This is a genomic window from Bacillus sp. JZ34 (assembly GCF_053903205.1).
On the sequence record NZ_CP096403.1, the window covers coordinates 2774167 to 2788566 of the forward strand.

The window sequence follows — 14400 nt, forward strand, 5'->3', positions numbered from 1 at the left end:
AGTTTATCATATAAGTTAAAAAAAATTAACAAAACACGCGGACTGTCCTAAAATGGCTTTTCTGGATGATATAATGTAGAGATTCTATTAAAGGTTGGTTGCTTATGAAAAATCCGTCCAGAAGACAATTTTTAAAAGGCTTCTTAGGCCTTGCTGCAGCAGGGCTCTTTACCGCTGCCGGCGGCTTGGGCTATGCGCGCTATCTCGAGCCGCACATGCTTGAAACAAACTTGATTCCCATTCGGCATCGTCTCATTCCTAAAGGGTTTGACCAGTTTCGGATCGTTCAATTCAGCGACACCCACTTAAGCGAATACTTTACAGCAGACGAGCTTTCAAATGTTGTCAGCCAAGTGAACGCCCTTTCCCCGGACCTTATCGTATTCAGCGGGGATTTAATAGATAAACCGCATCGCTACCGGGAACACGAGCATGCTGTCAACGCCTTAAAAAAGCTTTCAGCCCCCTATGGAAAGCTTGCCATATTCGGAAACCATGATCACGGCGGCTATGGAACAAAAGTCTATCAGACGCTCATGGCATCGGCCGGTTTTCAGGTGCTGCGAAACGACTTCATGAAGCTTGAATTGATAGACGGAAGCGTAATAGAGATCGCGTCACTCGATGATTTGATGCTCGGCAGCCCCGACTATGAAGGCATCCTGTCAAAACTGAGTAAAAAAGCCTTCTCGATTTTGCTCGTCCATGAGCCAGACGCTGCTTTAACGGCAAAACAATACCCCGTCAATTTGCAAATATCCGGACACACCCACGGCGGACAAATTCAGATTCCCGTATTTGGTCCTTTAATCACGCCTCCGTACGGAGAAATTTATACGGAAGGGATGTATGAAACAGCTGGAATGAAAATCTATGTCAATCGAGGAATCGGCACGACCAGGCTGCCGCTCCGCTTTTTGTCAAAGCCTGAAATCACCGTGTTCCAGCTTGAATCCACTTAATCCTTAACCGGCCTTTTGGCTCAAAATGAAAGGCATCTGCATACATTAAGTAAAAGCATTCCCGCTCATTTCATCCAATCCTCATTAAAAAAACGAAACTTCCCCAGCCTCTTTCCGTCTATATATTAGCAGCGGAAAAGGCTCTCTTTTCGTTTTGAAAAGGAGATGTGCTGATTATTGCTGATGTACCAAGTAAAATCTGGAGAAACTCTGGAAAGCATCGCCGCCGATTTCAGAATGACCCGGCAGGCTTTGCTGCAGGCGAATCCGGGCTTAAACGGCGGCCAAGTGTCCGCAGGCCAATCGATTATCATTCCCGGCATTAGAAACCCGGACACAATCCCTTACCGGATTGTCGTGTCTCTCAGCGGGAGAACGCTCAGATTATATGAGCAAAACAGACTTGTAAAAACATATCCGATTGCCGTCGGAAAAATCCTCACACAGACGCCGAGAGGCGAATTTGTCATTGTCAACCGGCAGCCAAATCCGGGCGGCCCGTTCGGCGCCTACTGGCTGAGCCTCTCAAAACAGCACTACGGCATCCATGGCACGAATAACCCGGCGTCAATTGGCAAAGCTGTTTCAAGGGGATGTATCCGCATGCACAATCAGGATGTTCTGGAACTTGCTTCTATCGTACCCAACGGAACCCGAGTGTCCATTACACCTTAGACCAGTACATTTCCAGACAAATGCAATTTGAACAATACAACATCTTGTATTAAGATATAATGGGACCTTTAGGGTAAGGAGCGTATATATGGATCTTTTTAAAAATCGTAATTTCGTCCGACTTTTTTTCGCAGCTTTCGCTTCTCAAATGGGAACGACAGTCGGAAACATGGCTTTCGCTTTTTTCTTGCTCGACCGGTTCAGCAGCCAGCCGGCCTACACGACAATCGCCGAGCTGATGTATTCCTTGCCGACGGTTTTTGTATTCTTTATCGTCGGGGTGGTCGCTGACCGTTTTGACCGCAAGAAAGTCGCGGAAAACTGTGATTGGATCAGAGCGGGATTGACTGTCGTTCTTTTCTTTGTACTGTATCTTCAGATCATACCGCTTGTGTTTTTAGTTCTATTTATCAGAAGCGCGGTTACAAAATTTTTCTACCCGGCCGAAGCAAGTTTGGTCCAGGCCATTTTAAGAAAGGATCAGTATGCAAAGGCAGCCGGACTGAACCAGATGCTTTTCAGCCTGTTTCTATTGTTCGGCGTAGGAATTGGAGCTTTTATGTACAAGACGATCGGCCTGCATGGTGCTATCGCTCTTGATTTTGTGAGCTTTATCGTATCCGGCTTTTTAATCCGTTCCTGCGATATTCCGCTAGAAGCGCGGCAGCCGAACGGGCAAAAAGGCTGGAAAAACATGACCGTCAAAGATTCGATGCACGATTTTAAGGAAGGCATCGTTTATATATTAAAAAATAAATTGCTTGCCTCTCTCGTATTCGGATATTTTATCTTCGGACTTGTCAGCGGGGGACTTTCGGTTCTGCCGATGTTTAAAATGAAGTATGAGCTGTCCCCTGACAGTTATGAGTGGCACACATCCCTCTTTACAATCGTACTGGGTATCGGACTTTTGACAGGGATTGCCGTCGCCGCTCTGCTTGAAAAAAAAGTGAAGCCGGCATACATGATGTCAGTCCCGATTTTTATTGCGGGTGCCTTTATCATTTTGCTTGGCTTTACAGATCAATTGCCCGTATATTACTCGGCTGCGTTTCTTGCCGGGATATGCATCGGACCGATCAACACAGCGCTTGGCGGCTGGATTCCCAAAATCGTCCACCCAAGGCTGATGGGAAGAGTCAGCGGGTGGACCGATCCGCTGACAATGATGGCGCAATCCTCAGCGCTTGGCGTGATCGCTGTTTTATTCCCGGGAATCATCGCCGATGTGGATTATATATATTACGGTTTGGCGGGAATTATTCTGCTGGCGGCGATGTACTATTTTATCGTCCTGCCTAAATTAAGCGCCGAGAACGCGGAAATCGACGTTCAAGCGGCGCTGAAGAGACAAAAAAATACAAAAGCAAAAATGAACTCTGTTTTATAAAGATGAAAACGCGCGATTCCTTAAAAAATCGCGCGTTTTTTCTATGAGATATTTGCATTTTCTGTTCTATTTCGTATAATTTAGACATAAGCCTTGCAACTTTAGGAGGTGATCTAGAAACGAATGGATAGGAGAGAAAAAATGGACGACCATAATCATACGAAAGAATTAAAACCGACAGTTGAAAACCTTTCAAAAGCGATTTATACAGTTAATCGCCATGCAAAAACCGCGACTAATCCCAAATACCTGTATCTTCTGAAAAAGAAAGCTTTGCAAAAGCTGCTTAATGAAGGAAAGGGTAAAAAGGTAGGCCTTCACTTTTCGAAAAATCCAAGATTCAGCCAGCAGCAGTCAGATGTGCTGATTTCTCTCGGAGACTACTTTTTTCACATGCCTCCAACAAAAGAAGACTTCGCAAGCCTTCCACACTTAGGTACATTAAATCATTCGTATCGGAACCCTAAAGCTCATATGTCCTTGAATATAGCGAAACAGCTTCTTCAAAACTACACGGGAATTAAGGAAAAACCGCTCGTCACAAACCGGAAGCGCCCTGCCTCAAAGCCCGTCTTCAAGAAGCTTGGCGAAAGCTATTTTTAATAAAAAAAGCCTCAAAAAGAGGCTTTTTTTAGTTCTTGAAAATATATTTATCAAGCTTTTCGATCAGTTCGTTGAGCTCTGGCTTGCTGATTTGTTCGTCAGCTCCGACTTGTTCCCCTTTATGGCGAAGATCGTCTGTAATCAAAGAAGAGAAAATCAAGATCGGCAGCTCCGAACTCAGCGGGTTATCTTTTAACAGCTTTGTGAGCCGGTGTCCATCCATCTGCGGCATTTCAATATCCGTGATCATGAGATCGACTTTTTCGTGAAGGGCTGTGCCGTCTTCCATCAATTGAAGCACATGTTCGTAAGCCTCTTTTCCGTTTTCAAAAGACACGATGTTGTTATACCCTGCTTCATTCAGCTTTTCCACCAAAAGCCGCAAGAGGAGCGGAGAGTCTTCGACAATCATCAGCTTTTTGTCAGTCCGTCTCTGATCAAATTTTTCATCTTTCATTTGATAAGGGTCCGTACCTGACTCAGACTCAAGATCAAAAATGATTTTTTCGTAATCAGGCAGGAAAATCATTGTGCCGTCGAGCTTAATGATGCCGGTAAGGTGACGGTCCATTCCTTGATTTAAAGCGGTCGGCTTCTCGATTTCTTCCCACGACACCCGGTGAATCTGCGAAACCGATCCAGTGTGAAAGACGATTTTCCGCTTGTTGAATTCCGTCACAATGTATTTTTCTTGATGCTCGTCCTCACCGTGTTCGACGCCGAAGAAAGAGAATAAATCAATGACGGGAAGAATTTCCCCGCGCAATGTGATCATGCCCTCCATATGCTTGTGCGAATGAGGCACTTTCGTAATGTCAACCGGCTGAATGATTTCTCTGACTTTCATGACATTTATGCCGAAAATGTTGAGACCAACTTCGAACTTCACGATTTCTAATTCATTGGTTCCCGAACTTAATAAAATTTCCTGTTGGTTTGAAGACACTGATATCCCTCTCTATCCTACTTTGTGTTTACTTTTTATATCGGCGTCTTTTGTTAAAAGTTGATGCTCTGGGTTAAGCTTTTGCCTTAACATTTTGATGAATGATCAGGCCGATCGCTGCCAATAACACTAAAGATCCGAAAGCCATTCTGCTGGCCATGTTCCCTAAATCCCTGAACAGCAAAGTAATCGATCCGTACAGGACCGGACCGAAAATGGAAGAGATTTTCCCCGACAAAGCAAACAATCCGAAAAATTCGCCTCTTTTATGCTCGGGCGTCAGTTCGATAATCAGTGTCCTTGATGCGACCCATGTGCCTCCAAGCGAGATACCGAAAAGGCTTCCCGCAATCCAAAACAAGACTGTTGACGTCGTGCATGCTCCAATCGTCAAAGCGGTGATCATAATGGCGGCGACAAGACTGACTGCGTGTTTAGCGCCGATCTTTTTTGTTACAAAGCCGAGCAAAAATGAACCGATGATGCTTGAGACCGTTGAAACAAGGTAAAGTAATACAAATTGACCGGTCGTAAAACCGATGACCGTTTTTGAATAAACCGCCATCATGGCTATTGCTGTAGCAAGCGCATCATTCAGGAAAAAGTAGGCGATCATGAACAAGAAGACCGGTTTGTACAGGCGAATGTCCTTGAACGTCTGCACGATTTCCCTGTATCCGCTGAAAAACGATTTTTTTTCTTTCGGTTCCGGTTTTCTTTTCTCTTTCGTGAAGAGCAAATACGGAAGTGAAAAAAGTAAAAACAAGAGAGCCGACGGGATGAAAGCACGGTGAAAATCCTGGTTCCCGACCAGAAGGTAAACCGTTAAGCCGGCCAAAGTACCGATATATCCGATCGCAATCCCGAATCCTGATAAGAGAGGAATTTCTTCTTTTGTACCCAAATCAGCCAAAATCGTATCATAAAACACCAAGCTTGAATGATAGAAAAACTTTGCGGTCACAAACATGACAACAACAAGGATCAAAGATAACGGAAGCCCGTATATGTCCTTCTGAAACGAAGCGCCCGCAAAAACCCCCATTAAGATGGTGCACAAAACACAAATCATCGTAAACAGACCGATGTATTTTTTCTTTCTGCCCGTCCGGTCAATCAACACCCCGAATAAAGGCGTGAAAATGACGAGCAGGAAGCTTGCGGCTGCGTTCGAATAGGAGATAAAAGTGCTTGCCACCTGATTCATGCTGGCGTTTTCGCCGACTGCCTCCTGCAAATAAAAAGGAAAAAAGATCGTCACAATGTTTGATGAAAAAATCGTGTTTGCAAAATCGTATAACGCCCAAGATAGAATCGGCAACGTCAAAAAGAGCTTGATTCCCGTTCTTTGCGCCCGCTTTACAGCTTGTTCACGTTCCGGCTGAGTATCCATCTGGATTGATGCCTCCTTATTTTTATTCCTGCCGTGAAACATTTTCCTGAACAAGACAGCACGCATTCATGCTGAAAGCGTGCTGTCTTTTACCCGTTATTTTTTTACGACAATGGTTCCTGCCAACATATCATGAAGCGCCTGGCGCCTTTCTGTGAAAAAGGCCATAATGTAGCCGACCAACAAAATCGGAGAAAGAAAGCTTTTGGCCAGAAACCTTCCGGCCGCACGGCCGAAAGAGATTCTTCCGCCTTCTGCTTTCGCCACCTGAACGTTCATGATTTTCTTGCCGAGCGTCCCTTGCCATTTGGATGATTCCATCAGCGTGTAATAAAGAAAATAAACAATAAAAGTAATACTTCCAACGATCGCTATGGTTTTGAACATGCTGATGATAAACGTAAAGATTTCCTGATCGCTCAAATACTCGGGATCAGTCTCCATCATGAGCATGATATCCGAATTTCCCAACATCAACGCCGCTGTTAAAACGTACGTGAAAATATATGCGGGAATCCCGAGAATCAATCCGTCGAGCAGGGAAGCTACAAAACGCGCGCCGATTCCGGCATACTCGCTCCTTTCAGGAGCAGTTTCGTGTTTGTCTAATTCCAATTCCAATGTGCTTTTCCTCCTAACATCTTGACTTCTATATACTACTAAGATTCGCTGAATATTATCAATACGTATCACGTTTTTTTAAAGTTAAATTAATGTACGGCTCACAAGTTTTTCATTGACTTTGACATTTATCGTGTTACAATGGTCAAGGATTTTTCAGGAAAGGTGTTTATGATGGGAACAATTGTAACGATTAAAAATCATGAAATGACCATTTTAGAAGGGGTCAGCCGTGCCGTTTACACAGAAATGCTCAAGGATGCTTCAGACAGTGAAGAACAAATATATATTTCGTGGAAAGAAGATGTTGACTTCGATTACGGCTACTAAACGAAATATAACGTAAGACAATCGTTTGATTGTCTTATTTTTCTATCTGCTGCCATCCGCATGTCCGCATACCTTGCATTGTTTTGCATATACTTGTTACGAGTTTTTATAAAATTGATTGATTAAAAGATGACAATTGGTCTGATGATGGTAAAATAAGATAAACCATAACATTTTTAAGGTGATGCTAAATGGAACATTTGCTTAATCCAAATGTAAAAGAAATCGAAATCTCAGGGATCCGCAAGTTCTCAAACCTTGTATCCCAGTACGAAAACGTAATCTCTTTAACAATCGGCCAGCCTGATTTCTTCACCCCCCACCATGTCAAACAGGCCGCCAAAAAAGCGATAGATGAGAATCAAACATCTTACACTCACAACGCCGGATATCCCGAACTGAGGCAGGCTGTACAGCTTTATATGAAGAAAAAAGCCGATTTAAATTATGAAGCGGAAAGCGAGATCATTGTGACGACCGGAGCCAGCCAGGCCATCGATTCGGCATTCCGCACGATTTTATCACCTGGCGATGAAGTCATTCTTCCGGGGCCGGTATACCCCGGATACGAGCCGATCATCAAAATGTGCGGAGCGTCTCCATTGATCATTGACACCACGTCTCACGGCTTTAAGCTGACAGCAAAATTGATCGAGGAAGCGCTGACGCCGAAGACAAAATGTGTTGTTCTTCCTTATCCGTCAAATCCGACGGGAATGACGCTGTCCGAAGAAGAGCTGAAGGACATCGCCTCCCTTTTAAAAGGTCGAAACGTCTTTGTGCTTTCGGATGAAATATACAGCGAACTCACTTTTGACAGACCGCACCACTCCATCGCGTCTGTGTTAAGGGACCAGACGATCGTCATCGGCGGACTTTCCAAATCCCACAGCATGACAGGCTGGAGAATCGGATTTTTGTTCGCGCCGAAGGAAATCGCCAAACATATTTTAAAAGTCCATCAATACAACGTATCATGCGCTTCATCGATCTCTCAAAAAGCAGCTCTGGAAGCCGTCACCAACGGGTTTGATGATGCGCTGATCATGCGCGAGCAATATAAAAAACGGCTTGACTACGTGTACGACAGACTTGTGACAATGGGCCTCGATGTGATTAAACCGTCGGGAGCATTCTACATTTTCCCGTCCATCAAATCGTTTGGAATGTCTTCCTTTGATTTCTGCATGTCGCTTCTTGAGGAAGAGGGGCTTGCGATCGTGCCGGGCAGCTCGTTTTCTGAATACGGGGAAGGCTATGTGAGGATCTCTTACGCATATTCTCCTGATACGCTAAGGGAAGGTCTTGACCGGCTGGAGTCCTTTGTTTTCAATAAGAGGCAATCGATACAGACTACGTAAACAACGGCTTTTACGCCGTTGTTTTTTATTTTGGAAATGAAATCTTAAATGTCGTGCCTTTTTCTGCTTTGCTGTCGACTTCGATTGTTCCGTTGTGATTTTCGATGATATTGAAGGTGACCATCAAACCGAGGCCTGTTCCTTTTTCCTTCGTCGTCAAAAACGGCTCGCCGATTCGCTTCATGACATGTTCAGGTATTCCTTCTCCTTCGTCCTCCACCTCGACGATGACCGAATCTTCGGTTTCTCTGACGGTCAAATGGACCGTACCGCCGTTCGGCATGGATTCGACGGCGTTTTTGATCAGGTTGATAAACACTTGCTTTAATTGATTTTGATCCCCTTTAATATAGATATTGTCCGGGAGGATCGTATTGATCAAAATGCCGTTTAAGTTGGCCTGCGTTTCTAAAAGAGCCGTCACTTCGCGGATCAGCCTGATCAGATCTAGCTTTTCTTTCAATGCGTTTTGCTGCGGCTTTGCCAGCATGAGAAGTTCGCTCAAGATCAGTTCGATTCTGCTTAATTCGGAAAAGATAATATTAAAATAATGTTCATTTTCTTCCATCGTGGGCTTCATCAGCTGTAAAAACCCTTTAATCGCGGTGAGCGGATTGCGGATTTCGTGGGCGATCCCGGCTGCAAGCTGTCCGGCGATCGACAGTTTTTCCGAACGGACCATCAGCTCTTCGGTCTGCTTGCGTTCAGAAATATCCCTTAAAATCACCTGAACGGCCGTTTCCCCGAAAAATGTCGTAGGGATGCAAACCATTTCTGTATAGATGAGCCTTTTTTCAAATGTATACCACGTCTGCTTTATGATTTCAGATTCGGATTTTCGGTCTGTAATCCGTTCCAGCCTCGCTTTGACATCTTCGTGATCGCACGGATGCAAATGTTCATAAATATCTTTGCCGATTAAATCCTCATACGTCTTTGCTTCAAACAGACGAATGCCTGATTCATTCATAAAGACCCATCTACCTTTATGAATAACGGCTATCGTATCGATTGAGTTTTGAATCAAGAGCTGATAGCGCTCCCTGCTTTTTTGCAAAATGGTCTGGAATTTCTTCCTCGATGAAATGTCAATGAGCAGGAGCAGCTCCGCTTTCTGGTTTTGATAAATGGTCGGCGCCGCCTTGACTTCGAGGTGAATCTGCGTGCCGTCGAGCTTATGCCAAGTTTGCTCGATCATTCCGACATCAAGTCCCTGCTGCATCCGCTTGATACGGTTTTTGACGATGTCATGGTACTCTTTCTCGATAAAATCGTAGGAATACTTTCCGATAATTTGCCGTTTGTGCTCGGCTCCGAGCAGGTTGACCATGGCGTCATTGACGTAGACTATTTCCCCTTGAACGCTGATGCACAGAGGGTTTGGCAAGCCTTCCACCATGGCTTCGAATTCCTCTTTTGCCGGCAGCCTGGCAGCTTCTTCCGGTGTGTCTTCCTCTTTTATGGAGCTGCTTTTCTTAGAGGGACGGTCTTCAAACACTTTCATTTTGAGTACAATCTCGCGTTCTTTTTCTCCAACATGGGTCGTGACGAAATCGATCGATGCTTCGATCCAGATCATCGTGTAGTCTTTTTTCACAAATCTGAAGGTGCAAGGCAGCAAATGATGCTCATTGTAAAAATAGCTTTCTACCAGAAAAAGATCGTCTTCGTGTAAATAGTCCTTCAAATACGTACCGATCAGTTCATTCTGCTGGTAGCTTAAGAGTTCTTTGCAATTTGCAGATATGTATATAAAACGGCCGTTAGCTGACAGGACTGCCTGTAAATTCATATGGGGCTTATATTGCTCAAAACGTTTTGTTTTTTGTTCCATCATATCCCTCCTTTATACCCTATTCATGACCAGCATTCATTAAAACTATTTTGCTTAAAAGGATTCGCTAAAATACGAGAAATCTCCTTCAAAACTTCTAGCATTCGTCAAATTTTGATAACAAAAAAAGAACCCGGAAAAAATCCGTGTTCTTTTTTGTCTAATCCTTGCTGTATTTTTTTTGCAGATCGACATAGGCTTTGACGATTTTGGCGGCGATGTTTTTGTTGATTCCGCCTTTATCAGTGGTCATAGACGGAACAACAACGCTGAAAGCAACCTCAGGATTTTTCGAAGGATAGTAACCGGCAAAGGTTAGGTTGTAACTCATCGTTCCCCACCAGCTTCTGTTCGTGCCGTAGTAAGGTGCCTGTGCCGTTCCGGTTTTGCCTGATACATCAAGTGAACCGAATGTCCCGGCTGCCGTTCCCCCTGGCTGAGTGACCCGTTTCAAACCGGTTTTCACGATTTCAATATCGCTTTGGGAGTTGTTGATTTTGTTGAGCACATTGGCAGAACGCTCTTCAATGACAGGTCCGAGCTTTTCGCTTTCAGGTTGGTGAATGCTTTTCACGACTCTCGGCTGCACTCTGTAACCGCTGTTGGCAATCGCAGACATATATTGAGCGAGCTGCAAAGGCGTGTACGTGTCAAACTGGCCGATTGCTTCATCGAGAAGGAGACCCCCGACTATTTTTGGATTTGTCTGCATCCCGGCCGACTCCTGCGGCAAGTCGATGCCTGTTTTTACCCCAAGGCCAAATTGATTGAAGTAATATCTCATTTTATTTAAGTCCTCTAGGTTCGCTGGAAGCGGGCCGTTCGGTACATACGTAATTCCTGCAATCCTCATGGCCACATGAAACATATAAACGTTTGAACTTTTTTGAAGCGCTTTGACTTCATTAGCCCATCCAATTGTGTCGGTATAGGAACCTTTTATAACAGGCCCTGCGAAAGTCAGCTTTCCGTTATCCAAATACATCTGCCCATGCGGCATGCCGTCCTGATAACCGGCCAGCACGGTCGCGCCTTTGACTGCTGATCCCATTTCATACTGGGTCGTAAACGCGCCGATTGAATAGTCGGTGATTTTGCCGTCGATGATTCGCTTTCCGGCCATGGACAGAATGTCTCCGTTATTCGGATCCATCATGACGACGAACGCTCTGTCCAGCATGTAGTTTGAGCCGCGGAATTTATTAAGCTCCTCTTCGATAGCTTCTTCGACTTTCTTTTGGAGCTCCATGTCGAATGTCAGCTGCAGATCGTAGCCGCGTCTTCCTTCATCAACCGTTTCCTGGCTGATGACCTTGCCTGAGCGGTTTTCTGTATATTGCACTTTCGCTTTTTTCGGATTTAAATATTCTTCATATTGATACTCGAGATAGCTTTTTCCCACTCTGTCATTCCGGGCATATCCCCTTGTCAGGTAAAAGTCTTCCCGGTCCTTGATAAGCCCTTGCTCAGGCGTTGTGACGCCTCCGAAAATGGAGTAGAGCGTTTTTTCATAAGGATATTTCCTGGTCCAGTCCATGATGACGTCAACGCCGGGAAGCTCTTCAAGATGCTCGGAAACGCGTGAGACTTCCTCATACGTTAAATCGTTGGCCGGCATCTGTTTTGAAGCCTTCTCATCAAGGAGCTGCGCATCGTTTTTCCCCTCGGTTTTCGGGCTCATCGCTTTGACGATTTGCGGCTCATACGCATAGCCGCCTGAAAACCTTCTGAAAATCGCGGCGACTTTAAGCTCGTCTTTGTCCTTTTCCAGCGCTTTGATCTCTTCCGCCGGAACGCGGTCTACCTGCAGCTTGTATGTTTGATCAGACTTGAGGGTTTTCTCGCCGTCTTTCAGAAGTGCAGCAGCTTTTTTCGGATGTCTGGCAAGCCAGTAATCTTTCAAATCTCTTTCTTTCAGAAACGAAGTATCGATATCGATCAATTCTGCGAGTTTTTTGGCTGTGCTGATTTTTTCCTCCGTTTTTGTGCTTGTCATCATCGTATATGTGATCGCGGGAACGCTTTGGTTGTCGACAACCACCCGCCCGTATCTGTCATACATTTTACCCCGCGGCGCCGGGTATGACGCAATTTTCGCCTCGGTTTTCGAAGCTTCCTGCTCATACGCTTCCCCATTGACGATTTGCACGAGGCCCAGCTTGACGATCAGCGCAGCGAACAAAGTGAACACCGCAAAGAAGTACAGGTTGATCCGCCATAAACGCGAACGCCTGCTCTTTTTGATTTCAGCCGGATCATGTTGAGATTCTGTCACTGAAACTCTCTCTCCTCTCACAATATTCAATTTTTACATTAATTAACTGAGATATATTGTAACACTTTTGTAATGGTTGTTACAATCTAAAGTTTTTAAAAAAGCTGTCAATCTCTTTTTATATTAAAATTTAACTAACACATTTAAATTTTACCACGTTTATGACAAGACGCGTAAAAGAGCGATCTGGTTGCATATTGGCAGCAAAGGGTTTTTCTTTTTTTATGTCAAAATTAACAATAATACCTTGTCAAAGGGAATATATGGATCTATTATTTCAAAAAAGCCGTGTTATGATTCTAGTGTACGAAACAACAACAACTACAACATTTAGGAGGATTACTGTTTATGAAAAAAGCTTTTCTTTTATCAGCAGCAGCTGCAGCAACGCTCTTCACATTCAGCGGCGTTCAACACGCTGACGCTAAAGAGCAGCAGCAAGTACAAGTCAAAACCGTTCATTCCATAAATGTAACTGATCTCGCAGGCAAACTGAATATCCAAAACATGAACCAGCTTTCTAAAGCTGACCAGGAAAAAATTCAGTCCCTGCTTCATTCTTATATGAAACAAGCCACTCAACAGCCTAAAGCTTCAAAGCCTGAAAGCACGCAGACTCAAAAACAGGAAGCTTCAAAGCCTGCGGCTTCAAAAGAGCAGACTTCACAGCAAAAGCAAAATACAGCGCCTTCATCTTCTTCTGTAAGCGCGTATGAAAAAGAAGTTGTTGAGCTGACGAATGCGGAAAGAAAGAAACAAGGACTAAAACCTCTTACTTTGGATGAAAAACTGAGCAAGGTTGCCCGCACGAAATCTCAAGATATGAAAGATAACAATTACTTTGATCACAACAGCCCGACTTACGGTTCTCCATTTGACATGATGAAGAAATTCGGCATCACATACCGCACTGCCGGAGAAAACATCGCGAAAGGCCAAAAAACGCCTCAGGAAGTTGTCAAAGCTTGGATGAACAGTGAAGGTCACAGAAAAAACATTATGAACCCTAACTTCACGCATATCGGTGTTGGATATGTGAAAGACGGCAACTACTGGACTCAGCAGTTCATCGGAAAATAAGAACCAGCAAAAAACCACTTGCATTGAGCAAGTGGTTTTTTTTCGTTATTTATATTCTGTCCAAAGCTTGTACACACTTTGGGTGCCGCTGTTTTCTTCGCCTTTTTCCACAAGGGTGTCGTAAAGGCTTTTCGCAAGCTCGAGCCCCGGCATTTTCTCGCCCATCAACTCCGCTTCTTCTAGCGCGATGCCCATGTCTTTAACAAAGTGTTTGACGTAAAAGCCCGGTTCAAAGTCGCCTTTCAGCATTCTAGGCGCGAGATTTGAGAGGGACCAGCTTCCCGCAGCGCCGGTCGTAATGCTTTTTAACACATTGTCGGGATCGAGTCCGGATTTTTTGGCGTAGGCCATCGCTTCTGCGACACCGATCATACCTGCAGCAATCGCAATCTGGTTGCACATTTTCGTATGCTGGCCGCTTCCGGCCGGCCCCTGATATTGGATATTTTCACCCATGATCGAAAAGATCGGGTAGCATTCATCAAAGGCTTTCCGTTCTCCTCCGACCATAATGGCGAGCGTGCCGTTTCTCGCGCCGACGTCCCCGCCTGAAACCGGAGCATCTAAAGCGTAAAGTCCTCTCTCTTTTGCAGCAGCCTCGATTTGTTTGGCGAGAGAAGGCTTGGAAGTCGTCATATCGATGAGGTAAGAACCTGTTTTGGCATTTTCAATAATGCCTTCGCTTCCAAAGTAAACTTCTTCAACGTCTTTTGGGTAGCCGACCATTGTGATGATCACATCAGACGACTGCGCCAGTGCTTTGACGGATGATTTCCATTCCGCCCCTTTTTCCACGAGGCTGTCCGCTTTCTGTTTTGTTCTCGTATAGACGCTGACGGGATAGCCTGCAGCTAAAATATGCGAGGCCATGCTGTTTCCCATTACTCCGAGTCCGATAAATCCGATCGTTTTTTTCATGATGTCATCCCC

At 44.7% G+C, this 14400-nt stretch carries 12 protein-coding genes and 1 pseudogene; 7 read left to right on the forward strand and 6 right to left on the reverse strand.

Translation table 11 applies throughout. The features are described 5' to 3' along the window. Positions 1–104 precede the first annotated feature (104 nt). The 4 genes from M1D90_RS14000 (at position 105) to M1D90_RS14015 (ending at position 3630) form a co-directional block, all read left to right on the forward strand. Positions 105–962, forward strand: coding sequence for a metallophosphoesterase (locus M1D90_RS14000; RefSeq protein WP_023857290.1), 858 nt, complete (start codon positions 105–107; stop codon positions 960–962). Between the two features lie 177 nt (positions 963–1139). Further along, positions 1140–1637 carry a L,D-transpeptidase family protein gene (locus M1D90_RS14005; protein ID WP_020451193.1) on the forward strand — a complete coding sequence of 166 codons (498 nt, stop codon included), beginning with the start codon at positions 1140–1142 and terminating at the stop codon, positions 1635–1637. 88 nt (positions 1638–1725) lie between these two features. Next, positions 1726–3027 (forward strand): MFS transporter, encoded by a 1302-nt coding sequence (locus M1D90_RS14010; RefSeq protein ID WP_020451192.1) that lies wholly within the window; start codon positions 1726–1728, stop codon positions 3025–3027. A 141-nt stretch (positions 3028–3168) separates the two neighbouring features. Further along, positions 3169–3630: a YkyB family protein gene (locus M1D90_RS14015; protein WP_020451191.1), complete on the forward strand. Its 462-nt coding sequence runs from the start codon at positions 3169–3171 to the stop codon at positions 3628–3630. A 28-nt stretch (positions 3631–3658) separates the two neighbouring features. Here M1D90_RS14015 and M1D90_RS14020 read toward each other — a convergent pair whose 3' ends face one another. The 3 genes from M1D90_RS14020 to M1D90_RS14030 form a co-directional block, all read right to left on the reverse strand. After that, entirely contained in the window at positions 3659–4576 is a 918-nt protein-coding gene (locus M1D90_RS14020) for a chemotaxis protein (protein ID WP_020451190.1), read from the reverse strand. A gap of 73 nt (positions 4577–4649) precedes the next feature. Then, entirely contained in the window at positions 4650–5969 is a 1320-nt protein-coding gene (locus tag M1D90_RS14025; RefSeq protein WP_020451189.1) for an MFS transporter, read from the reverse strand. A gap of 96 nt (positions 5970–6065) precedes the next feature. After that, the gene (locus M1D90_RS14030; protein ID WP_020451188.1) at positions 6066–6590 is read right to left on the reverse strand and encodes an RDD family protein; all 525 of its coding nucleotides are present in this window, start codon (positions 6588–6590) and stop codon (positions 6066–6068) included. A 174-nt stretch (positions 6591–6764) separates the two neighbouring features. Here M1D90_RS14030 and M1D90_RS14035 point away from each other — a divergent pair, with 174 nt between their 5' ends. Then, entirely contained in the window at positions 6765–6920 is a 156-nt protein-coding gene (locus M1D90_RS14035; protein ID WP_020451187.1) for a hypothetical protein, read from the forward strand. Positions 6921–7111: 191 nt separating this feature from the next. Next, positions 7112–8292: pseudogene (locus tag M1D90_RS14040) on the forward strand (aminotransferase A); the annotation flags it as partial. 14 nt (positions 8293–8306) lie between these two features. Here M1D90_RS14040 and M1D90_RS14045 read toward each other — a convergent pair. Both M1D90_RS14045 and M1D90_RS14050 read right to left on the reverse strand, forming a co-directional pair. Then, positions 8307–10115 carry a PAS domain-containing protein gene (locus M1D90_RS14045; protein ID WP_023857291.1) on the reverse strand — a complete coding sequence of 603 codons (1809 nt, stop codon included), beginning with the start codon at positions 10113–10115 and terminating at the stop codon, positions 8307–8309. A gap of 160 nt (positions 10116–10275) precedes the next feature. Beyond that, positions 10276–12390 (reverse strand): peptidoglycan D,D-transpeptidase FtsI family protein, encoded by a 2115-nt coding sequence (locus M1D90_RS14050; protein ID WP_050820755.1) that lies wholly within the window; start codon positions 12388–12390, stop codon positions 10276–10278. Between the two features lie 348 nt (positions 12391–12738). Here M1D90_RS14050 and M1D90_RS14055 point away from each other — a divergent pair, with 348 nt between their 5' ends. Beyond that, on the forward strand, positions 12739–13470 hold the full coding sequence (locus M1D90_RS14055; RefSeq protein WP_456282834.1) for a CAP domain-containing protein: 732 nt from the start codon (positions 12739–12741) through the stop codon (positions 13468–13470). 45 nt (positions 13471–13515) lie between these two features. Here the strand turns inward: M1D90_RS14055 and M1D90_RS14060 are convergent, their stop codons facing one another. Further along, positions 13516–14388 (reverse strand): NAD(P)-dependent oxidoreductase, encoded by an 873-nt coding sequence (locus M1D90_RS14060; protein ID WP_095290363.1) that lies wholly within the window; start codon positions 14386–14388, stop codon positions 13516–13518. Positions 14389–14400 lie beyond the last annotated feature (12 nt).

What these genes read in the sequence shown, in the direction of transcription:
- M1D90_RS14010 (WP_020451192.1), top strand. Translation starts at nt 1,726, where the DNA reads ATGGATCTTTTTAAAAATCGTAATTTCGTCCGACTTTTTTTCGCAGCT.
- M1D90_RS14015 (WP_020451191.1), top strand. Translation starts at nt 3,169, where the DNA reads ATGGACGACCATAATCATACGAAAGAATTAAAACCGACAGTTGAAAAC.
- M1D90_RS14025 (WP_020451189.1), bottom strand. Translation starts at nt 5,969, where the DNA reads ATGGATACTCAGCCGGAACGTGAACAAGCTGTAAAGCGGGCGCAAAGA.
- M1D90_RS14000 (WP_023857290.1), top strand. Translation starts at nt 105, where the DNA reads ATGAAAAATCCGTCCAGAAGACAATTTTTAAAAGGCTTCTTAGGCCTT.
- M1D90_RS14055 (WP_456282834.1), top strand. Translation starts at nt 12,739, where the DNA reads ATGAAAAAAGCTTTTCTTTTATCAGCAGCAGCTGCAGCAACGCTCTTC.
- M1D90_RS14060 (WP_095290363.1), bottom strand. Translation starts at nt 14,388, where the DNA reads ATGAAAAAAACGATCGGATTTATCGGACTCGGAGTAATGGGAAACAGC.
- M1D90_RS14045 (WP_023857291.1), bottom strand. Translation starts at nt 10,115, where the DNA reads ATGGAACAAAAAACAAAACGTTTTGAGCAATATAAGCCCCATATGAAT.
- M1D90_RS14035 (WP_020451187.1), top strand. Translation starts at nt 6,765, where the DNA reads ATGGGAACAATTGTAACGATTAAAAATCATGAAATGACCATTTTAGAA.